Source organism: Microbacterium sp. A20, assembly GCF_004794515.1.
Classification (GTDB): Bacteria; Actinomycetota; Actinomycetes; order Actinomycetales; family Microbacteriaceae; genus Microbacterium.
On sequence record NZ_SSDF01000088.1, the window covers coordinates 21,393 to 38,062 of the forward strand.

The 16,670-nt window shown below is 64.7% G+C and carries 29 protein-coding genes; 2 read left to right on the forward strand and 27 right to left on the reverse strand.

Annotation, left to right across the window (positions count from 1 at the left end):
- Nucleotides 1-50: 50 nt before the first annotated feature.
- The 19 genes from DW298_RS15250 to DW298_RS15320 all read right to left on the reverse strand — a co-directional run bounded on the left by DW298_RS15250 (nucleotide 51) and on the right by DW298_RS15320 (nucleotide 8,530).
- Complete coding sequence (locus DW298_RS15250) at nucleotides 51-608, reverse strand: hypothetical protein (protein WP_136043323.1); 558 nt, start codon at nucleotides 606-608, stop codon at nucleotides 51-53.
- Nucleotides 609-614: 6 nt separating this feature from the next.
- Nucleotides 615-995, reverse strand: coding sequence for a hypothetical protein (locus tag DW298_RS15255; protein ID WP_136043324.1), 381 nt, complete (start codon nucleotides 993-995; stop codon nucleotides 615-617).
- Nucleotides 992-1,348, reverse strand: coding sequence for a hypothetical protein (locus DW298_RS15260; RefSeq protein ID WP_136043325.1), 357 nt, complete (start codon nucleotides 1,346-1,348; stop codon nucleotides 992-994). The genes DW298_RS15255 and DW298_RS15260 overlap by 4 nt, the downstream gene beginning before the upstream one ends.
- A 183-nt stretch (nucleotides 1,349-1,531) precedes the next feature.
- Nucleotides 1,532-1,747 (reverse strand): hypothetical protein, encoded by a 216-nt coding sequence (locus tag DW298_RS15265; RefSeq protein ID WP_136043326.1) that lies wholly within the window; start codon nucleotides 1,745-1,747, stop codon nucleotides 1,532-1,534.
- Entirely contained in the window at nucleotides 1,744-2,085 is a 342-nt protein-coding gene (locus DW298_RS15270; protein WP_136043327.1) for a hypothetical protein, read from the reverse strand. Before DW298_RS15270 ends, DW298_RS15265 begins: the two co-directional genes overlap by 4 nt.
- 2 nt (nucleotides 2,086-2,087) lie before the next feature.
- Entirely contained in the window at nucleotides 2,088-2,435 is a 348-nt protein-coding gene (locus DW298_RS15275; protein WP_342670897.1) for an HNH endonuclease, read from the reverse strand.
- Nucleotides 2,381-2,539: a hypothetical protein gene (locus DW298_RS19415; protein WP_168429515.1), complete on the reverse strand. Its 159-nt coding sequence runs from the start codon at nucleotides 2,537-2,539 to the stop codon at nucleotides 2,381-2,383. The genes DW298_RS15275 and DW298_RS19415 overlap by 55 nt, the downstream gene beginning before the upstream one ends.
- Nucleotides 2,536-3,156: a helix-turn-helix transcriptional regulator gene (locus DW298_RS15280; protein ID WP_136043329.1), complete on the reverse strand. Its 621-nt coding sequence runs from the start codon at nucleotides 3,154-3,156 to the stop codon at nucleotides 2,536-2,538. Before DW298_RS15280 ends, DW298_RS19415 begins: the two co-directional genes overlap by 4 nt.
- Complete coding sequence (locus DW298_RS15285; RefSeq protein ID WP_168429514.1) at nucleotides 3,153-4,055, reverse strand: PD-(D/E)XK nuclease-like domain-containing protein; 903 nt, start codon at nucleotides 4,053-4,055, stop codon at nucleotides 3,153-3,155. The genes DW298_RS15280 and DW298_RS15285 overlap by 4 nt, the downstream gene beginning before the upstream one ends.
- Nucleotides 4,052-4,411 (reverse strand): hypothetical protein, encoded by a 360-nt coding sequence (locus DW298_RS15290; RefSeq protein ID WP_136043331.1) that lies wholly within the window; start codon nucleotides 4,409-4,411, stop codon nucleotides 4,052-4,054. Before DW298_RS15290 ends, DW298_RS15285 begins: the two co-directional genes overlap by 4 nt.
- A 100-nt stretch (nucleotides 4,412-4,511) precedes the next feature.
- Complete coding sequence (locus DW298_RS19420; protein ID WP_168429513.1) at nucleotides 4,512-4,661, reverse strand: hypothetical protein; 150 nt, start codon at nucleotides 4,659-4,661, stop codon at nucleotides 4,512-4,514.
- A gap of 132 nt (nucleotides 4,662-4,793) precedes the next feature.
- Nucleotides 4,794-4,970: a hypothetical protein gene (locus DW298_RS19425; protein WP_168429512.1), complete on the reverse strand. Its 177-nt coding sequence runs from the start codon at nucleotides 4,968-4,970 to the stop codon at nucleotides 4,794-4,796.
- On the reverse strand, nucleotides 4,967-5,173 hold the full coding sequence (locus DW298_RS15295; protein WP_136043332.1) for a hypothetical protein: 207 nt from the start codon (nucleotides 5,171-5,173) through the stop codon (nucleotides 4,967-4,969). The genes DW298_RS19425 and DW298_RS15295 overlap by 4 nt, the downstream gene beginning before the upstream one ends.
- A gap of 147 nt (nucleotides 5,174-5,320) precedes the next feature.
- Nucleotides 5,321-5,848, reverse strand: coding sequence for a hypothetical protein (locus tag DW298_RS15300; RefSeq protein ID WP_136043333.1), 528 nt, complete (start codon nucleotides 5,846-5,848; stop codon nucleotides 5,321-5,323).
- A 99-nt stretch (nucleotides 5,849-5,947) separates the two neighbouring features.
- Entirely contained in the window at nucleotides 5,948-6,409 is a 462-nt protein-coding gene (locus DW298_RS15305; protein ID WP_168429508.1) for a hypothetical protein, read from the reverse strand.
- Between the two features lie 195 nt (nucleotides 6,410-6,604).
- Entirely contained in the window at nucleotides 6,605-6,835 is a 231-nt protein-coding gene (locus DW298_RS15310; RefSeq protein WP_136043335.1) for a hypothetical protein, read from the reverse strand.
- A gap of 500 nt (nucleotides 6,836-7,335) precedes the next feature.
- On the reverse strand, nucleotides 7,336-7,497 hold the full coding sequence (locus DW298_RS19430; protein WP_168429511.1) for a hypothetical protein: 162 nt from the start codon (nucleotides 7,495-7,497) through the stop codon (nucleotides 7,336-7,338).
- On the reverse strand, nucleotides 7,494-8,288 hold the full coding sequence (locus DW298_RS15315; protein WP_136043336.1) for a phage antirepressor KilAC domain-containing protein: 795 nt from the start codon (nucleotides 8,286-8,288) through the stop codon (nucleotides 7,494-7,496). Before DW298_RS15315 ends, DW298_RS19430 begins: the two co-directional genes overlap by 4 nt.
- Nucleotides 8,289-8,299: 11 nt before the next feature.
- Nucleotides 8,300-8,530: a helix-turn-helix domain-containing protein gene (locus tag DW298_RS15320; protein ID WP_240745153.1), complete on the reverse strand. Its 231-nt coding sequence runs from the start codon at nucleotides 8,528-8,530 to the stop codon at nucleotides 8,300-8,302.
- Nucleotides 8,531-8,782: 252 nt separating this feature from the next.
- Here DW298_RS15320 and DW298_RS15325 point away from each other — a divergent pair, with 252 nt between their 5' ends.
- Entirely contained in the window at nucleotides 8,783-9,217 is a 435-nt protein-coding gene (locus DW298_RS15325) for a hypothetical protein (protein ID WP_136043337.1), read from the forward strand.
- Between the two features lie 320 nt (nucleotides 9,218-9,537).
- Here DW298_RS15325 and DW298_RS15335 read toward each other — a convergent pair whose 3' ends face one another.
- The 4 genes from DW298_RS15335 to DW298_RS15350 all read right to left on the reverse strand — a co-directional run bounded on the left by DW298_RS15335 (nucleotide 9,538) and on the right by DW298_RS15350 (nucleotide 13,599).
- Nucleotides 9,538-10,821, reverse strand: coding sequence for a tyrosine-type recombinase/integrase (locus DW298_RS15335; RefSeq protein ID WP_136043338.1), 1,284 nt, complete (start codon nucleotides 10,819-10,821; stop codon nucleotides 9,538-9,540).
- Nucleotides 10,822-11,335: 514 nt separating this feature from the next.
- The gene (locus DW298_RS15340; RefSeq protein ID WP_168443201.1) at nucleotides 11,336-11,863 is read right to left on the reverse strand and encodes a hypothetical protein; all 528 of its coding nucleotides are present in this window, start codon (nucleotides 11,861-11,863) and stop codon (nucleotides 11,336-11,338) included.
- Between the two features lie 121 nt (nucleotides 11,864-11,984).
- Nucleotides 11,985-12,731 carry an SDR family NAD(P)-dependent oxidoreductase gene (locus DW298_RS15345; protein ID WP_136043340.1) on the reverse strand — a complete coding sequence of 249 codons (747 nt, stop codon included), beginning with the start codon at nucleotides 12,729-12,731 and terminating at the stop codon, nucleotides 11,985-11,987.
- Between the two features lie 28 nt (nucleotides 12,732-12,759).
- Complete coding sequence (locus DW298_RS15350) at nucleotides 12,760-13,599, reverse strand: SDR family NAD(P)-dependent oxidoreductase (RefSeq protein ID WP_136043341.1); 840 nt, start codon at nucleotides 13,597-13,599, stop codon at nucleotides 12,760-12,762.
- Between the two features lie 91 nt (nucleotides 13,600-13,690).
- Here DW298_RS15350 and DW298_RS15355 point away from each other — a divergent pair, with 91 nt between their 5' ends.
- A complete protein-coding gene (locus tag DW298_RS15355) occupies nucleotides 13,691-14,260 on the forward strand; it encodes a TetR/AcrR family transcriptional regulator (RefSeq protein WP_136043342.1) in 570 nt (189 codons plus the stop codon).
- Nucleotides 14,261-14,309: 49 nt separating this feature from the next.
- Here DW298_RS15355 and DW298_RS15360 read toward each other — a convergent pair whose 3' ends face one another.
- The 4 genes from DW298_RS15360 to DW298_RS15375 are packed head-to-tail and all read right to left on the reverse strand — an operon-like array spanning nucleotide 14,310 to nucleotide 16,658.
- Nucleotides 14,310-14,849: a cyclophilin-like fold protein gene (locus DW298_RS15360; protein WP_240745154.1), complete on the reverse strand. Its 540-nt coding sequence runs from the start codon at nucleotides 14,847-14,849 to the stop codon at nucleotides 14,310-14,312.
- Nucleotides 14,846-15,169 (reverse strand): carboxymuconolactone decarboxylase family protein, encoded by a 324-nt coding sequence (locus tag DW298_RS15365; RefSeq protein WP_136043343.1) that lies wholly within the window; start codon nucleotides 15,167-15,169, stop codon nucleotides 14,846-14,848. The genes DW298_RS15360 and DW298_RS15365 overlap by 4 nt, the downstream gene beginning before the upstream one ends.
- Nucleotides 15,166-15,576 (reverse strand): cupin domain-containing protein, encoded by a 411-nt coding sequence (locus tag DW298_RS15370; protein ID WP_136043344.1) that lies wholly within the window; start codon nucleotides 15,574-15,576, stop codon nucleotides 15,166-15,168. The genes DW298_RS15365 and DW298_RS15370 overlap by 4 nt, the downstream gene beginning before the upstream one ends.
- A 56-nt stretch (nucleotides 15,577-15,632) precedes the next feature.
- On the reverse strand, nucleotides 15,633-16,658 hold the full coding sequence (locus tag DW298_RS15375; RefSeq protein ID WP_136043345.1) for a zinc-dependent alcohol dehydrogenase family protein: 1,026 nt from the start codon (nucleotides 16,656-16,658) through the stop codon (nucleotides 15,633-15,635).
- Nucleotides 16,659-16,670 lie beyond the last annotated feature (12 nt).

A 16,670-nucleotide genomic window follows, 5' to 3' on the forward strand; every position in this document is an offset into this window, starting at 1 on the left:
TGTAGATGTAGATGTAGTAGCGCCGGTCGTAGGCTTGCCCGACGTTTGGGCTAAACGTTGGCCGTAGCGTCGGTCGTAGTGGCCATGTCGTGGAACGGCAGGAAGCCTGGGAAGTCCCAGGTGAGTTCCGTCTTCGTCTCACGCACCGCCACAGCGGGTTGCTTCAGCACCGTCATGACCTGTGGTTTCTCCCATGCTGGGAGGTCCTTGTTGTCCTTCTTGTAGCGCTGCAGCTCATGGACAACCACCGCCCGGATCTTGTTCGATGCGATCGCGCCGTACGCTTTCGCCATCGACACCGCGAGTCTGGGCTGTCTCATCAGCCCGTCATGTCTCACCCACGAACGGACCAGGACCTCATCAGTGGTCTGATCGAAGACGCAGAACCACTTGTCGGCGAGCTCCTGTGCCGCGAGCATCACGTCCCCGGAGGTCATCTCTCGAGACATCGCGGCTAGGCGACCGGGATGGAACTCCACACACCCGCAGTAGTCGAGCTTCGGGTGCGAGACGAGCTTGAAGTACAGGGCCTGCGCCTGCGGCGTCAGGTCCCGGAAGTCCGAGTCTGACCAGATGTCGATGCTGATGTTCGCTCTGTCACGTGCCATGGCGCATCACTCCGCTCCTTCCTGCTTCACGTGCGGGTACTGGACTTCGAGCCACCAGGAGTCCTCCCACTCGATGCGGACGGGATAGGTGCCGAGGCCGAGCCTGTCGAATGTCTCGATGTCCGTCCGGTACTCGAAGACGTAGCCAAGCGCGCAGTCGGTGGTGTCGTGCACAATCCACTCGCGGTTGTCCCAGTTCCACCAATGCTCGAGGCCGTGCCTGCTGCGCTCCGTTCCGGCGTCGTGCTCGTGGTTCATGGCCTGGCAAGCCTTGCGGGGGCAGCGCTTCCCAACCATGCAGTCGGCGCCGTGCGTGCCGCCGAACGTGTACTCGTAGTCGTCGCTCTCGTCGTCCGGGAGACGCGTGATCGTGACGGTGTGGCTCACTGCCCTGGCCCTTCCTGCTTCACCAGCACCCACGGGCCAGCCTTGGCCTGCTTGATGAGGAGCCACCCGTGTCGCTTCTCGCCGAGCGGAGGGTTCAGGAGGAACGCCTCGGCGGCTTCGAGATCCCGGCGACGGTAGACGGGCGTGCGCGGCCACTCTTCGCGTGCGACCGCGTACTCCCACTCCGGTTCCTCGGCTACGACACCAGCGCGCATCTCGGCATCGTGAGCTGCCAGCGCCCGGTCGAACTCGGCCCGCAAGTCGTCGTCGGAGGTCGTAGCGTCTCGTTCCTCGAACTCGGCGCTCAGCCATGCCTCGCGGAGTTCGCTGATCGTCGGCGTGTACTCGCTCATCCCCGGTCCTCGACTTTCATCCGATATCCCTGCCGTGTCTTGCGGCGCGCGGCTGCCCTCGCGGCGAACCGCCACCGGCACTTGCGGATGACGGTCCACCCGTCGCCCGCGTTCTTCTCACACACCCACCAGCGGTAGTGCGGCTCCCATGCCTTTTCATTCATCGCTCTACCTGCCTTTTCATCAGTCGTCGCACCGGCAGGGTTTGACCAGCCAGCAATCAGGGCACACGACTTCGCGCGGGCCGATGTCGAACTTCGACGGTTTCGGCGTGCATGCGTCGTGCCGCAGCTGGTCGTCATCGTCGTACCTGACGGCATCACCCGGATGGATGCGGTTGCCGCAGTGCGCGGCACAGGTGCCGTCGTAGCGGGCCGGGAACACATGCCCGGGAGTCATGCCATCTCCCTGATGCTCATGTTCTTGACGAACTCACGCTCGATCTTGTGCCCGGGTGATTTCTTCGGGCATCGGTTGTGGGCATGCTGCCGCGGTGTGCCGTCCTTGCGTCGGAGTAGCAGCGTCCCGCAGCGATCGCAGGGGGCGTGCCCGCATTCGTGGTGGTCGGCCATGTGCTTCATCGACCAGGCGCCGTCCCCGGTGATCTTGAATCCGCAGGTGTCGCAGGTCCATTCGACCTCGCGCCGGTATTGCCCGTATGGACCGCCCCACCCCCTGTCGCGCTTCGTGACTGTGAAGCAGAGGTACCGGTCCCCGATCTTGTACGGAAGGTTCATGGTCATTCCTTCAGGTAGATGAGTCCCCAGTGGTGCAGGAACAGTTCTTCAGCTGGATCGCAACGGCCAGATGGGAGCGACCAGCCTTGAGGCGGGTTCGGTCCATGCGCGCGCCCATGGCATCCCGTGTGGTTCCCCCACCCGCACAACGCGACGAGGTTCGATGCGGTGTGCTTCCCACCACGTGACCGGTACTTCCGGTGATGCAGCTCGAGGGGTGCGATCCTGCCGCACCCCTCGCACCTGCCCTTCGCCCGTTCATGAACCGCTGTTCGGACCTTCGCGGGGATCGCGCTCATGCCGGTTCGGCGGCGATGACGACGCAGGCGGCGGCGTATGCCTCCCGCCATGAGTCGTAGCCGCCAGGGTCGGTACCTGGAAGCGCCTCGAGGTCGGGGCTCCCCGAGACCCACCAGCGGCCAGTGATGTCGCCTCGCCAGACGAACGGCTTCATCGCACTCCCCCGAACCCGATGAGCTCGGCTAGGTGCTGCGCTTCGCCCAGCCGCAGCGGGCGGGTGCCCTTCTCGACCTGCGAGACCGTGGCCTGCGACCATTTGAACCCGCGTCCGGTCATGCCGGATGCGAGGTCCCGCTGTGACAGCTCCGAACGCTCACGCGCTGCGGTGACGTCGGCGCCGATCGCCTCGTCCGACTGCGGCGCGCTGATCGCCGCGGCGGGGGACGTCTTGGTCGGGGTGGCCAGGATGCCGAGGTTGCGGATTGCTCGGGAGATCGCGGCCGTCTCGGCGGACTCCTGCGGGCGGAGCCGCACGAGCTCGTCCTCGTCGTTCTCCCCGCGGGTGGCGTGTGCGACCGCGTCGGGTCGTTCCGATTCGCTGTGCTTCCGCACGTACGCGCGGACGGTGAACACCGGGTACGGGAGGCTCTGCCCGTCATCGACGATGCGGGTGTCCACCTCGGGGAGGATGCTCCCTTCAGGGTACTTCGCCCAGAACGCTTCAACGCGTTCCATCGCGGTCGCGACGTCCTCGGTCATGTCGCCCTTCGGCGCACGTTGCAGCCGGGATCTCCGACTGTCCTCAGGGAGGACGATCTCGGGGTTGGTCATGCTGTCGATCCTTCGAATTCGTCGATGAACTGGTTCACGTTCCAGACCGGAGCCTGGAGGATGCCGATGGGGCCGCCGCTGCGCGTCTGGTAACCGCCCCACACGCCGGTGTCGCGGCACCTGGCGAAGCGCTCGCGTGCTTCTTTCGCGCGTCTCCTGGCCATGAGGACTTCGTCATTGCCGAGCATGTGCACGCCCGTGAGGTACGGCGAGTTCGTCTCGACGACGGCGAACAGGTACGGCAGGTTCTCCCCCGTGATGAGGTGGTACAGGTGCTCGTAGTGAGCGAACTGCACGTCGTATCCGAGGCGGAACGCATGCTTCGCGAAGTCCTCTTCGGACGCATCGCCGGCGGTGGTCTTGAGGTCGACGATCCGAGCCCCGAGCCAGTCAAGGCGACCGCGCAGAGCGATGTTCGTGTCCGGGTCGGTGGCGAACATCGACACCTCCGGGCTGCCCGACTCGAGCAGCGCCTTGATGACGGGGTTCGCGAGGACTGACTCGACCAGGATGTTCACCACCCGAGCGGTCACCCGCTTCACCGGGATCAGACCGTTCTCACGTGCATCAGCCTCGAACGCCTTCGCGGCCTTCGTGCTGATCGCACCGTTCGAGGCAAGAACGTTGTCCAGCTCCTTGCCCTCGAACTCGAACCTCTCGGGCCCGGTCCCGTCCGGGTAGATCGCGATCTGCGCGCCGACACCCAGCACCTTCGAATGCACCGCTGACCCGAGGTCGAACTCTGACTTCGTCTCCTGTGGCTGCTCGAGGTAGTGCTTCAGATGTGCGGGCGACTTGAGGATCTTCTTCGCGCCCGTGGAGCTCAGTCCTGGAAGGCGGTGGTAGATCGTCTCGTCGAGGTCGTAGACCAGACCTTCGTAGCCACCCGCGGCGCTCACCAGTAGTAGCTTTCAGCGAGGAGGAGGGGCCGCCATACGCCCGCCTGATCGACCTCGAACCCGAGGATCGATGGTCCGGTATCGCCGTACTCGCCGACATGGATCGGCAAGTCTTCGCTGACTGTGAAGTCGCCGCCCTTCCATCCGACAATCGGCTTCCCGATCTGCTCTTCGAGCTTCATCGCGAGGTCGAACGCGAGCTGACGGCGGCCGGGAGCGGGTGCGGTTGCCGACCGCTCATAGAAGCCGCGGTCGGAGTGCAGGTCACCGTCAAGTCCTTCGACCTCGGAGCCTTCCGGCAAATTGCGCAAGGCTTCGATGACTTCGCGCAGGTTCAACATCTTGTAGGTGGTCATGTCTGGTCCTTCGAGTAGGTGTGGGGGCAGTCCATCCACACGGTCGGGTGGTGGGTGATGACGACGTGTCCGACGCCGAAGCAGAGCGGGCAGGAGCCGTTCACTGTTCGCCCTGTTCGATGCGTGCAGCGGTGAGCGCTTCGAGTGCTTTCCGTGCACGGAACTGGTGGAACCGGACCGATCTCTCCGCGTCCGCTTCAGCTTCCTGAGCGAGCTGCAACCGGTGTTCAAGTTCAGCGATCGATGTCATGTGGTCTCCTATCCGAAGCACCGCGCACAGGCGCAGTGCGGTACGTACATGGGCCAGCGCAGGCACTGGGGCGAAGGCTCATGCGCGGGCATCCCGGGGATCGGGTCCGCGCAGCGTGGACAGTCGGGGTGGTCACCCATTGAGGATCACGAGCCCGTAGACGAACCACCCACCAGCCAGGGCGCCAGCGATCCCGGATGACACGGCGGTGAACGTTGCCCACACGCGGGTGTCACGCAGGGGTACGAGGCGGATGGGTCTGGTGTCGGCACGCTCCACCAGGACAGGAGGGATGCTGTTCGCTGTCATGGCCGGACGCCAATCAGGTTCAAGGCTTCGCCGTGCAGCGCCTTCGTCCAGTCCTTAGAGGTTTCCCAGCCGTTCGCCGAGTAACCAGCGGCTGTGAGCATGTTCGAGATGCGCATCTGCTGCGCGATGTCTTCCTGTGCTGCCGCGAGCCGGTTCAGGGCTTCCGTATTGCGTCGGATCGCCCCCGTGTGTGCATCAACCATCGTGCATCTCCTTCGTTCGCACCCCGCTGCCGTTGCAGTCGAGGCAGTCGATTTCGTCTTCGTAGTCGGTGCCCTTACGGACGGTCGTTGAACCCCAGCCGAAGCACGCCCTGCAGTAGTCGTGGATGGCGGGGTTGGGTCGCCGGTTCATGCCCGGACCTTCTCGGGTCTCGGGTTCTGATCCCAGAGCTCCTGCGAGGTCCACAGGACAGTGCGAATGCACGCGTGCCCGTCCGCGTCGACGTGCGTCGAAACGGCGATGCGGTCCCCCACATACAGCCACGCTGCGTGGTTCGTTGCCCAGAGCACCCGGGCCGGTGCCCGGAGCGCGATGAGGACCTCCTGGAAGCTGAGTCCCGCCTGACGTCGCATCAGGTCGAACCGTTCCCGCGCATGCTCAGAGGTGGACAGACGCTCAAGGTCGATGACGGGCGCGCCCGGTCGACGTTCGGTGAATCCGAGGGGGTCGATGTTCGTGGCCCCGTACCGGTCCTGCATCGACTGGAGGATGAGGCGCGCTTTCCCCGCGGTGATGTTCGTCGGGACGAGTCGTCTCGCCCCATCCGGGAACCGGTACGTGACGTTCGCGGACGTGCGCTCGATCCGGTCAGCGCCCATGGCGCGGAACTCCCGGTCGAGGCGCTTCGCTGGGTGCTTGAAGAACTCAGAGCCCACCGTGCACCCCCACTGCCGGGGCTACGACCGGCCGCGTTCGGTCCAGGGAAGCCTGACCGGCCGTGATGATCGCTGCGTACTCGGCGTCGAGCTCGGCGCTCACGACGCTGTCCGTTCGTCGAGCTGGAGGGTGATGGGTTCGCAACCGTTCGCGGTCGCGGTGAGCGTGACCGCGTAAGACCCGCGGGCGACGTTGTCGAACGTGACTGTCCAGTCCGGTGTTGCACCCCACCCGCGTTCGATGAGCTTCGTCGTCGACTGGGCCTGCTGCTTCCCGGCGCTGTCCCTGATCGTCACAACCAGGATCACCGCGCCGACCGCGTCCGAGCCCGTTATGTCCATCGCGGCGACGACGACACCGATGCGAGGCTTCGTGGCACCCAGGTACGGGTCCCACGGGTTCGTGTCGTACGCGCGCTTCGTGTTGAACGTCAGCCGCTTCCGCAACGACTGCGGCGCTTCGGATGCGGCTGCGAGCGGTGTCGCGATAGCTGCGGCGATCACGGGGACCGACCACGCGGCACCCCGGATGACCGTTCTCCTGCTGATGGAATCGTTCATGGTTCTCCGTCCAGACATGGAAAAGGCCCAGACGGTCTTCGTCTGGGCCGGAAGAGAAGAGGGGCTGGTGTGTGATGCACCAGCCCCATGGGGTATCTCGGGAGTCGCGGCGGGTATCCATCCCACCTACCGACTCAGAACCGATCCCCGAGTGCCCGTGCGCCGATCTGCGAGCGCACGCACGGGCCGGAGTAGCTATTCCGTTGTCGGCTCCACGATCACCTCGAGGTAGACCTTCTCGCCGTCCTCCGCGAACTGGAGAGACAGCTCCACCTCGTCCGCGAGGCTCAAACCGAACAGCGCCCCACCTGTGGAGTAGACGAGGTTGAGCACTCCATCGATCGCTTCACGCCGCAGCGGGATCTCCGCGAACGGCAGAGCGTCAGCCTCGTTGATGTGTCGGACGCGAACTTCAAGGTTCGCCATGGTGCACCTGCTTTCTCTTGTTGGAGTGGTCCCGCCTGGACTCGAACCAGGACGATGCCTTCACACTCGGCGGCTGCGCCTTCATCACCGGGCCACCCACCAGGGCACCGCTTACGTGATCCATCAGCGCTGGACCTTCATCGACGGGCCACCCGTGGGCGCCACTTACACGAACCATCAGTCCGAATCTGTTGCGCACCCAGTTGGTGCGTCTTTCCCTTCGACCCCACACGATGGGGGTCCACTCGCTGTTACCTCGGGGGCCTCGACCTGCCTGGTCGTTCAGTCCATTCGTCCCGGTGCTTGCGTCCCCCCGGTGGCGTGAACCCCGGGACCTACCGGGGTGCCCGCGTCGGACATGTCAACGACGCTGAGCCAGGGGACACATATCTACGTGTCTCTCGTGTGGAGTTGTGATGGTGCAAGCGCTCCCCGTTTCCGGGTACGCCGAGTAGCGCTACCCCCAGTGACGGGAGTAGAGCCGGATCGTCTAGCGGGGATCAGCCGTGCGGGTACGTGCCCGTTCGTTGCAGCTCGTCCAGAGCGGACGGCTCATCGACGTATGGGTCGGGCGCCGCGTGGCGGTACTCGATCACAAGCCACCACGCGAGGGCGATGAGGCCGCCGATGATCGCGAACTCGGGTGGGATGAAATCGATCACGATGCCACTGCCTCGAGGTGCCGAGCCAGGAACCTCTGGATCGCGGGGAGTGCGTGCTGGCGGATGTAGAGCGTCTGCCGCACCTGGCCGTTGTGGTGACGGGGTGCATTGTGCTGCGGGCGGAGAGCGAACTTCTCACCGTGCGCTGCAGCCGCCCTGTACTCGACCTCGTCGACCATCCGGTTCTGGGTCTCGGACCAGCGCCGGCCGATCTTGTGCCGGTAGATCCATCCGCCCGCGATGAGTCGATCGCGCAGCTCGGTCTCCTTGACGCCGAGTTCGGATGCTGCAGCGCGGAACGTGGCGACGTCGTCGCGGTCCACAAACTGCTCCACGTACTCGACCTTGGGCGCGTCCTCGGCAACCTTCGCCTCGAGTTCCTTCACCCGGTTCGACGTGATCCGCAACGCTCGCGCCACGATCTCGTCATCAGCCATCGGAGCCGAGATCTCCTGCTTGCGGGTCTGTACCGCGAAGTACTGCTGCAACGCCGCGATCTCAGGCTTCGAGCCGTCCGCGTTCTGGAACAGGATGTAGCAGGCGTACCGGGTGAGCTGCAGGTCTTCGATCTCGCGCCGTGCGCCAGACCCCGTCTGGACCATTTTCGTGACCCCACGAAAATGGTCTGACGCGTCCAGCCCGGAAGCGTTCACGGACGCGATCGCCCGGTTGATCGCCTTCGACCAGTTCTCCCAGCGCTCGTAGCCGGCGAAGGGCATGAGGTCACGGGCAGACCAAATCTCACCATCGGTCAGGGTGATGATCTTGAGATCATCGAGTTGCGCGCTCATCTCGTCGACGCTCATGACAACGCACCGAGGTCTTCGTCCGGAAGCTCATCGAGGAATCTCCTCGCTTCCGCCACCGGAATGATCTTCTTCGCCCCCGAGTACTTGGCGGTGAGGTCGCCTCGGTCGATGTGCTTGTACAACTGCCGGTCGGAGATGCCGAGCGCTTTCGCCAAGTCGGGCACCGAGTAGGCGAGGATGCCCGCGTTCTCGATGCTCTGGACGGCCGCATTCTTCGTTGTCAACGGAACATCTCCTTCACGGACAAGCCAAAAAGGCCCCCGGCGCGCAGGACGTCGCGGAACACCATGTCACCCGTGATCCGGGTGGGGCGCTCCACAGACACCTCGCGGCCGAGGGCCTGGGCGTTGGGGGTAGATGCGTCTGCATCTCTTCTGTTCGTCACATCTGCGAATCTACTACGCACATCTGCGTAATGCAAGCACTTGCGCGAATATTCGACGCACATGTGCGTAACTGTTCTGTATTCTTGAGGAATGCCTCCGATCAAGAAGCCGCAGACCTTCGACCAGCACCTAGGTGCCGTGGTCGGCGGATTGGCGAAGCCGCACGGCGGTCGCCCGTTCCTCGTGGGACTCCTGGACTGGTCCAAGGGAACCGTGGATCGACGCATCGCCGGCACTGCACCGTTCCTCGTCAAAGAGATTGAGATCGTCGCGCGCGCCCTCAACACCACGCCTGCAGCGCTCGCTGAGCAGGCGCTGAAGAACTACGCCGGGGGCAGCACAGATGACGGCCTCGACAAGCTCGTGAGGGAAGAGGGCCCGGGGGAATTGTCCGCAGCTCCTATTAGCCTCGACGAACGGCGGTCGAAGTCGATCGCTGACATGTCGGACGAGGAGCTGGAGGGGCTTCGAAGTGTCGCCAATACTGACAAGGGCATCGGCCACGACGAGCCCGGGCACCCCTAGGGGTCGCGCATACGATCCGTGGGAGCACGCCGATGCCCTTGGCATCGAGGTTGTTGTCCGTCGACTGCGAACGGCCAACGGCCGCTGGTTCCCGGACTACAACACCATCGTCATCAGCGACCGCCTACGATCTCGGGACCAGCGCCTGGTTCTGTCCCACGAAATCGGCCACGGCGTCCTGCTCCACACCGACGAGACCGTGAAGAGCGAAAAACAGGCCGACCAGTTCGCGGCCCGGAACTTGATCTGTCCGGACGAACTTGCCGACCTGTACGAATGGTGCCCTGACGAACGTCGCATCGCCGCCGAGCTCGGAGTGACTACGACTCTATTTCGCGCGTACGTGCTGGCTCAGGCGGCGTGAATAGGCCCGACAGCGACTCCATCGCCCGCCGCAGCATCAACTCGTCCGACTGCGACTTGTAGGCACGCGTCATGGAGCGTGTGGAGTGCCCGATGATCTCCTGAATGAGATGCTCGGGAACGTTCGCCAAGTACAAGAGATCGACGGCCGCGTGGCGAATGTCGTGGAGCCGGACGCGGCGCCCGACACCGAACACCTCATCGCGTAGCTTCGGCCACTCCTTCGTAATCCGGTCGGGGTCGGGCGGAACGAGCCACCCGTACCTCCCATGCCGCGTCGGGAACATCAGCCCCCACTCATTCTGCGGTGCGCTTTCCTTGTGCTCCAAGACCAATGACTTCAGCGGCTCCACGAGCGGGATGATGCGCTTGCCCGCCCGGGACTTCGGGCGGGTTAGATACATCCCGCCCTTGACCGGGCGTAGCTCGTAGTCGTGCGGCTTCTCGAGCATGCGTTGCGGACAGTTTCCCGCCCGGCGTGACCCGCACGTGCCTCCACAGCCGTGGCTGTACGCGAGGCGCTGGATCTGCCACGACAGGTCGAGGACGTCACCGACACGATCGAACTCCAGTCCTGCGATCTCGCCACGGCGCGCGCCGGTGAGCATGTAGGTCGCCCAGAGCGCGCGATCAGGATGCTTGTTGACGATCAGGTACTCGAGCAGCCGCACCGAATCCGCCAAAGCGAACACGTCGAGATCCGGCACCGCCTTACGGGGCGGGTCGACGCGCCTTGCGGGATTAAAGAACAGCACACCCTCGCGCACCGCGAACTCAAGGCCCGCAGCCGCGTAGTGGTATGCGTTCGTGGCCGTGCTCGGCGACAGCCCCTGGGAGAGTACGAACGCTTCGATCCGGCGCACGAGGTCGGGGGTGACCTTCGCGATCGTGGTGGATGACCCCAGCGCCGGCACGATGTACGAGCGAATGTACTGCTCGTAGGTCTTCGCCGTCTTGGGTCGCTTGTTCGGGATGACTTGAACCTTCAGCCATTTCGCGAACCAGGCTTCGACAGTAGGAGACGACGTGGGCAGCGTGCCCATCTGCCGTTTCTGCTCTCGCAAGTCTCGCAGTGCGGCGTCTGCTTCGGCGCGTAACTTGAAGCGCTGCACCTTCCGGTTGCGAAGCGGCTTGCCCTCGCTATTCCACTTGACAGGTGGAAGCTCGATGGCGACGGCCCACAGTCCGGAGGCTTTCTCCTTGTACCGTGCGCCGTCGCCACTTCGTGCTCGAGTCGCCATCGCATCAGTCCCTTCTTCTACCGTGTGCTGACCACATCTGCTGATTGATCAGTCCCACATGCATCGGTCTTCTACGGATGTGCCTGTAACGGCTCATCGCTGCTCCCTCCGGCCAAGGTTGGTGTAGCCATCTTGTGTAGCCAACAGCGTGCGGGTTATTCGCATCTGTTCGCGACATGAGCAACACTACAACGCATATTCGCGTATTTCAACCTCACATGCGGAGCTACGTCGGTTTCCGGTACCGTAGGTCGCAGGTTCGACTCCTGTCGGGGGCACATCGGGTTGTACGCGGATGGTATGTGATCACGTACGCGTAACCCCCAAGTACGAGAAAAGCCGCCTGGTTTCAGGCGGCTTTTCTCGTTGCTGCTCATGTTTGTTGGCGGTTCGTACCCCCGCTGCACCATTTAGGCGCAGAAAAGGCTCGATGGCCGGCACCGAAACCCGCTTCTGGGCATGCTGGCGCCGACCTTCGAGCCGGTGGGGTAAGAAGTATCGACCCTGTCGTGAGCTATGTACGGACAGGGTTTCGTCGCGCTCGCCCACGCTGGTGGGTAACGCGCTGGAGTGCCGAGCTACGACGCGGCTTGCGTTGCTTCGCGCGCGGTGCCTCGATGCCCGCCTCGTAGTCGTCGCCGTCCTCGGTCTTCTGCGCGGCGAAGTCGATGATCTTGTCGAGGTTCGCCGCGACGACGGTCATCGTGGCGAGGAAGTACTGGGCTGCGGAGCCGCGTAGGCGTCGGCGGGAACCGTCCTCGAGCGCGTGAGTGCCGCCGTCCTTGAGGTAGGCGTTGAAGGATTCAACGCTGTTGCGGCCATGGCCATACATCTCGCGCCACTCCTTGGAACCGTACTGGTACTCCTGAGCGAACTTGCCTCCCGCTTCTGCGGGGAAAGTGGTACTCCTCTTGTTGTCGCAGACCTTCGCGGGCCCTTCGACCGGTCGCCTGATGATGGTCAGAGGGACCTTGCCGGATGCCAAATTGGTGGGCTTGCGCGGGCAAGACGCGGTCGGTGAGTTGCCAGCTGCGGGGCACATCCAGGGGGTGCGTCCCTTCGCGTCCGGCAGCTCTTTGCGGCTGAAGAGATACGGGGCGCGCGCCGCTACGTCGCTCTGCCACTGATCCAGGCGAGACTGAGCCCAACACAGCGGGGACGACCTAGGTGGGGAACGCGCCGAAGAAGACGCGCAGTGGCGGCTCTTCCGCGTCTGCGACCTCCAGGATTGCCGGTCCCGTGCCTGCGGGATTGCCGATAGCCGCATCCCCCATCTGCTCGTACTGTGCGGCGAGGTTGGCGCGCAGTTCGTCGTACTGGGGCTGCGCCGCCGCGTGGACGGCGCTGCTGCCCGCCCAGTCGGTGGCGAATCCGCCCGGCTCCACCAGCGTCACCTTGATCCCGAAGCCCGCGACTTCCTGAACGAGAGACTCGGTCAGACCCTCGAGCGCCCACTTGGACGCGTGATATCCGGCGGTTCCGGGGAACGCGGTGACTCCATCGACGGTGGAGATCTGGATGATGTGCCCGGCGCCCTGTTCACGCAGGATCGGCAGCACCGCTTGCGTGACGTGGAACACACCGAACAGGTTGACCTCGAGCTGGTCGCGCAGTTGCTTTTCGGTGATCTCCTCGACGGTGCCGAAGAGTCCGTAGCCGGCGTTGTTGACGACGACGTCCAGGCGTCCGAAGGTGTTGCGCGCCTCGGCGACGGCGTCGAAGACGCGCTCGCGGTCGGTGATGTCGAGTTGCAGGGGAAGGATGAGGTCGCCGAATTCTTCGACGAGGTCGGCGAGGTCGTTGGTGCCGCGGGCGGTCGCTGCGACCTGGTCGCCTCGTCCGAGGACGGCCTTCGCGAACTCCTTACCGAAGCCGCGGCTGGCGCCGGTGATGAACCATGTCTTGCTCATGGGTGTCCTTTTATTGGGGGGGGTACGGTCAGGCCTGAGCGAGTCCGACGCGGCGGGCGCTCTCCGTCCAGAACGCGTCCGCGAGATCGGCGTCGACGGACTGGGAGGTGGGGCGCTTCAGCGGCGTGCGCTTGTCGGTGTAGTACTCGCCCGATGTCCAGGTCACTCCGGGGGTGCCGTTGGCGAGCCAGGCGAGGTTGTCCGCCCCATACTGCGGAGTCGACAGCATCTTCGCGAGAGGTGTGTTGTAGATGAGCTTCATCCATGCGCTGCCCTCCTCCTTGGCGAAGTTGGAAGAGATGTTGCCGGGATGGAAGGCGACCGCGTTCAGACCCTGGTCGTGGAATCGCTTGTGCAGCCCCTTGGTGAAGAGGATGTTCGCGAGCTTGGAGTTGCCGTATGCCCGCATGGTCGCGTAGTTGCTGTGCTGGTAGTCGAGATCCTCGAGATCGAGCTTCGCCATGGAATGCCCGACGCTCGAGGTGTTCACGACGGTGGCGTTACTCGTTGTCAGCACGTCCATCAGCAGGTTGGTCAACAGGAACGGCGCATAGTGGTTCACCTGCATCGTGCGCTCATTGCCGTCCTGGGTCATGACGTAAGTGGCGAAGAGCCCGCCGGCATTGTTCGCGAGAACGTCGATCTGGTCGGTCGCGGCGCGGAGCTGGTCAGCGAGGCGCCGGACGTCGTCCAGCTTCTCGACGTCCGCGATGAAGGTCTCTGCGCCCAGAGGGCGCGCGACCGCCGTCAGCTTGTCCGCGCGGCGGCCCACGAGCAGCAAACGGTCCCCCTGTTCGGCAAAGGTATGGGCGGCGGCGGCACCGATGCCGTCTGAGGCTCCGGTGATGACGATGGTTCGCTGAGGCATGTTCTCTCCTGAAGGTAACGGTAAACTGAACGCTGAGTTCAGTTTAACATGAACGGCTAGTTCATGTTCGGTAAGCGAGGAGAATAGGCTCATGGCGAGCGAACAACGGCCGCTGCGAGCGGATGCCGTCCGCAATCGCGCGAAGATCGTGCAGGCCGCCCGCGCGGAGATCGCGGAGCGCGGCATCGACGTCGGTATGGATGAGATTGCGCGCGCCGCCGGGGTTGCGGTCGGAACGCTCTACCGACACTTCCCCACGAAGGCCGCACTGGTCGCCGGAATCGTGTCGGAGTACGTGGAGGCGACCGCCATCGACGCCGAAGAGTCACTCGCTCGCGTGCGAGCGCGTGACACATCGGCCCTCGATGAAGTCGCCGGATTCATTGAGCGTGTGGGAGAGTCTGCGTCGGCTCATCACGTCGTGAAGGCTGCCGCACGCAACCTCGGAGTCGACGCCTCCCACGATTCGGCCGCTGAGGCTCGCATCTCTGCCGCCTTTGAAGAGATCCTGCGCCTCGGACAGGCATCCGGCGCCCTGCGCGACGGCTTCACGGTGAGCGACTTGTTCCTGCTTCTGACCACGGTGCCGGTGGACCTCCCGGCGGATGCCCGCCAGAGATGGGTGCAGCTCGTGCTTCCCGGAGTCGCCGCCGGCACGTAGCTAGCGGCGCAGCTCTCCTCCGTCGCACCGAAGTTCCGCCCAGGTCCGGCTACCGGACGATGTCCACCGTCACGGGCCCGTCGAGGGCGTCGAGCTCGCTTCGCGTGGCGGTGAACGTACCGAGTTTGAGCGTCGCGTCCGAGTAGGCGATGCCGCTGGCGTCGTAGTAGAAGCCGAGGTTCCCCCAGGGGGTGTAGTAGATGAGGTCCCCGTCCTCGGGGTCGAAGCCCGACGATCCTTCCCACGCGAGCTCTCGGGGGAGGTAGGAGATCTTCTCCTTCTGGTTGAAGTCTTCCAGGGAGAGTTCCAGGGGAAGCATCGAGAGGAAGTCTTTGACGGCCGGGCTGTCCTCCGCCATCACCACGTCCGCGTGGTTGTCGTCGTTGCTGAAGCGGACGATGATCTCGCCTTGAGTGTCTCCAGGGACTGGCGCCTCCGTCGACGGCGCCTCAAGGGACGGTGAGGCGGAGGGTTGCGGCGTCGGAGCCGAGGAGGCGCGTTCGGACGGTGCGGGCGCGCACCCCGCGGCCAACGTCGCGGTTACCGCGAGGGCGGCGAGGGAGAGCCGTAGCCTTCGACTCATCGTCATGTGTCCTCATCGGCGAACGCGGCTCGTGCGGCCCCGATGGCGGCCATGGCGCGGGGCCACCCGGTGTAGAAGGCGAGGTGTGTGATGGTCTCGATGAGTTCCTGTTCGGTGATGCCGTTGTCTCGTGCGTAGCCGAGGTGGAAGGTCAGTTGGTCCGTGGCGCCGAGCGTCACCAGCGCGGAGACGGTGGCGAGGCTGCGGTCGCGTGGAGAGATCTCGGGGCGAGCCCAGACCTCGTCGAAGAGGATCTTGTCGGTGTAGTGCGCGAGTGCGGGGGCGATGTCTCCTACGGCTCGTTGCCCTCCGGTCCATCCGGTCATCGTGTTGCCTTCCCTTCGTACTCGTCGTCGGTGATGTGTTCCTTCCACACGGTGGTGGTTGCGGGGTCGTCGCCGTTCTCGAGCATCGCGATGTGCTCCATGAACGTGTCACCTGCGGATGCGTGCCAGTGATCCTGGCCTGGCGGGGTGTACAGCGTCTGTCCGGGGTAAACCTCGATGATCTCGCCGTCGCGAGTGCCGAAACGGGCGATTCCCTGTGTGACTCGCAGGTACTGTCCGCGGGCGTGCGAGTGCCAGGCGGTGCGGGCGCCCGGAGCGAACTTGACGACCGCCACAGACATTCGCTGGTCGTGCTCGTGCGGTACGGCGAGCATGTCCACCCAGACGTCGCCGGCGAACTGCTCAGGCGGATTCTTGGCGGTTGCCGCAGTAGGTTCGATGTTCATTCTGCTTCTCCTGTTCACGGTGGGGCGGACGGGCGGCCCGTCCGCCCCACAGCGGTTCAGACGGTCAGCAGCACCTTGGTGGCGGTGCGCTGGTCCATGGCGGTGTACCCCTCGGCAGCCTGCTCGAGCGGGAGCGTGAGGTCGAAGACCACGCCGGGATCGATCTTGCGTTCCCAGATGAGCTGGATGAGCTCGGGCAGGAAGCGACGGACGGGTGCCGGGCCTCCGTGCAGAGTCACGCCGGAGAAGAACAGTTCGAATCCGTCGAGGGAGACGTCGTGCGAGACGCCGACGTATCCGACGTGTCCGCCGGGTCGGGCGGAGCGGATCGCCTGTTCCATGGATGCCTGCGTGCCGACCGCTTCGATGACGGAGTGCGCGCCGAGTCCGTCGGTCAGCTCCTTGACCTTCGCGACTCCTTCATCGCCGCGCTCTTCGACGATGTCGGTGGCGCCGAACCGACGCGCGAGTTCCTGCCGGTCGGCGTGGCGCGACATCGCGATGATGCGCTCGGCACCGAGCTGCTTCGCGGCGAGGATGCCGAGCAGGCCGACAGCTCCATCGCCGACGACGGCGACGGTCTTACCCGGTCCGGCGTTCGCCGCGACGGCAGCGAACCACCCCGTGCCGAGCACGTCGGAGGCGGCGAGCAGGGAAGGGATCAGATCCTCGTCGGGCTGCCCGGGGGTTGCGACGAGCGTGCCGTCTGCGTTCGGGATCCGGGCGAGTTCCGCCTGAGTGCCCTCGGCCCCGATTGGCGTGCGGTGCACGCAGTGGGACTGGTAGCCGGCCTGACAGATCTCGCAGGTGTTGTCGGAGGTGAAGAAGCTGCCGACGACGAAGTCCCCGACGGCGACGTTCTTGACGTCTGCACCGATCTCGGTGACGACGCCGACGTACTCGTGCCCCATCGGCTGAGGCGTCTCCTGCAGATCTTCGGCGCCGCGGTAGGGCCAGAGGTCGGATCCGCAGATGCAGGTGGCCGAGAGCCGGATGATGGCGTCGGTGGGTTCGAGGATCACGGGGTCGCCGCGGTCTTCGACTCGCACGTCGCCGGGGGCGTACATCATGACTCCACGCATGGTGGTGTCCTT

Excerpts from the sequence above, each read along its gene's own strand:
- DW298_RS15370 (WP_136043344.1), bottom strand. The coding sequence starts at position 15,576 with ATGAACATCGAACCTACTGCGGCAACCGCCAAGAATCCGCCTGAGCAG.
- DW298_RS15335 (WP_136043338.1), bottom strand. The coding sequence starts at position 10,821 with ATGGCGACTCGAGCACGAAGTGGCGACGGCGCACGGTACAAGGAGAAA.
- DW298_RS15260 (WP_136043325.1), bottom strand. The coding sequence starts at position 1,348 with ATGAGCGAGTACACGCCGACGATCAGCGAACTCCGCGAGGCATGGCTG.
- DW298_RS15345 (WP_136043340.1), bottom strand. The coding sequence starts at position 12,731 with ATGAGCAAGACATGGTTCATCACCGGCGCCAGCCGCGGCTTCGGTAAG.
- DW298_RS15305 (WP_168429508.1), bottom strand. The coding sequence starts at position 6,409 with ATGAACGATTCCATCAGCAGGAGAACGGTCATCCGGGGTGCCGCGTGG.
- DW298_RS15355 (WP_136043342.1), top strand. The coding sequence starts at position 13,691 with ATGGCGAGCGAACAACGGCCGCTGCGAGCGGATGCCGTCCGCAATCGC.
- DW298_RS19420 (WP_168429513.1), bottom strand. The coding sequence starts at position 4,661 with ATGACATCGATCGCTGAACTTGAACACCGGTTGCAGCTCGCTCAGGAA.
- DW298_RS15270 (WP_136043327.1), bottom strand. The coding sequence starts at position 2,085 with ATGAACCTTCCGTACAAGATCGGGGACCGGTACCTCTGCTTCACAGTC.
- DW298_RS15340 (WP_168443201.1), bottom strand. The coding sequence starts at position 11,863 with ATGTGCCCCGCAGCTGGCAACTCACCGACCGCGTCTTGCCCGCGCAAG.
- DW298_RS19425 (WP_168429512.1), bottom strand. The coding sequence starts at position 4,970 with ATGACAGCGAACAGCATCCCTCCTGTCCTGGTGGAGCGTGCCGACACC.
- DW298_RS15310 (WP_136043335.1), bottom strand. The coding sequence starts at position 6,835 with ATGGCGAACCTTGAAGTTCGCGTCCGACACATCAACGAGGCTGACGCT.
- DW298_RS15315 (WP_136043336.1), bottom strand. The coding sequence starts at position 8,288 with ATGAGCGCGCAACTCGATGATCTCAAGATCATCACCCTGACCGATGGT.
- DW298_RS15250 (WP_136043323.1), bottom strand. The coding sequence starts at position 608 with ATGGCACGTGACAGAGCGAACATCAGCATCGACATCTGGTCAGACTCG.
- DW298_RS15290 (WP_136043331.1), bottom strand. The coding sequence starts at position 4,411 with ATGACCACCTACAAGATGTTGAACCTGCGCGAAGTCATCGAAGCCTTG.
- DW298_RS15265 (WP_136043326.1), bottom strand. The coding sequence starts at position 1,747 with ATGACTCCCGGGCATGTGTTCCCGGCCCGCTACGACGGCACCTGTGCC.
- DW298_RS15365 (WP_136043343.1), bottom strand. The coding sequence starts at position 15,169 with ATGACCGGATGGACCGGAGGGCAACGAGCCGTAGGAGACATCGCCCCC.
- DW298_RS15360 (WP_240745154.1), bottom strand. The coding sequence starts at position 14,849 with ATGACGATGAGTCGAAGGCTACGGCTCTCCCTCGCCGCCCTCGCGGTA.
- DW298_RS15325 (WP_136043337.1), top strand. The coding sequence starts at position 8,783 with ATGCCTCCGATCAAGAAGCCGCAGACCTTCGACCAGCACCTAGGTGCC.
- DW298_RS15275 (WP_342670897.1), bottom strand. The coding sequence starts at position 2,435 with ATGGCGGGAGGCATACGCCGCCGCCTGCGTCGTCATCGCCGCCGAACC.
- DW298_RS19415 (WP_168429515.1), bottom strand. The coding sequence starts at position 2,539 with ATGAAGCCGTTCGTCTGGCGAGGCGACATCACTGGCCGCTGGTGGGTC.
- DW298_RS15280 (WP_136043329.1), bottom strand. The coding sequence starts at position 3,156 with ATGACCAACCCCGAGATCGTCCTCCCTGAGGACAGTCGGAGATCCCGG.
- DW298_RS15295 (WP_136043332.1), bottom strand. The coding sequence starts at position 5,173 with ATGGTTGATGCACACACGGGGGCGATCCGACGCAATACGGAAGCCCTG.
- DW298_RS15375 (WP_136043345.1), bottom strand. The coding sequence starts at position 16,658 with ATGCGTGGAGTCATGATGTACGCCCCCGGCGACGTGCGAGTCGAAGAC.
- DW298_RS15350 (WP_136043341.1), bottom strand. The coding sequence starts at position 13,599 with ATGCCTCAGCGAACCATCGTCATCACCGGAGCCTCAGACGGCATCGGT.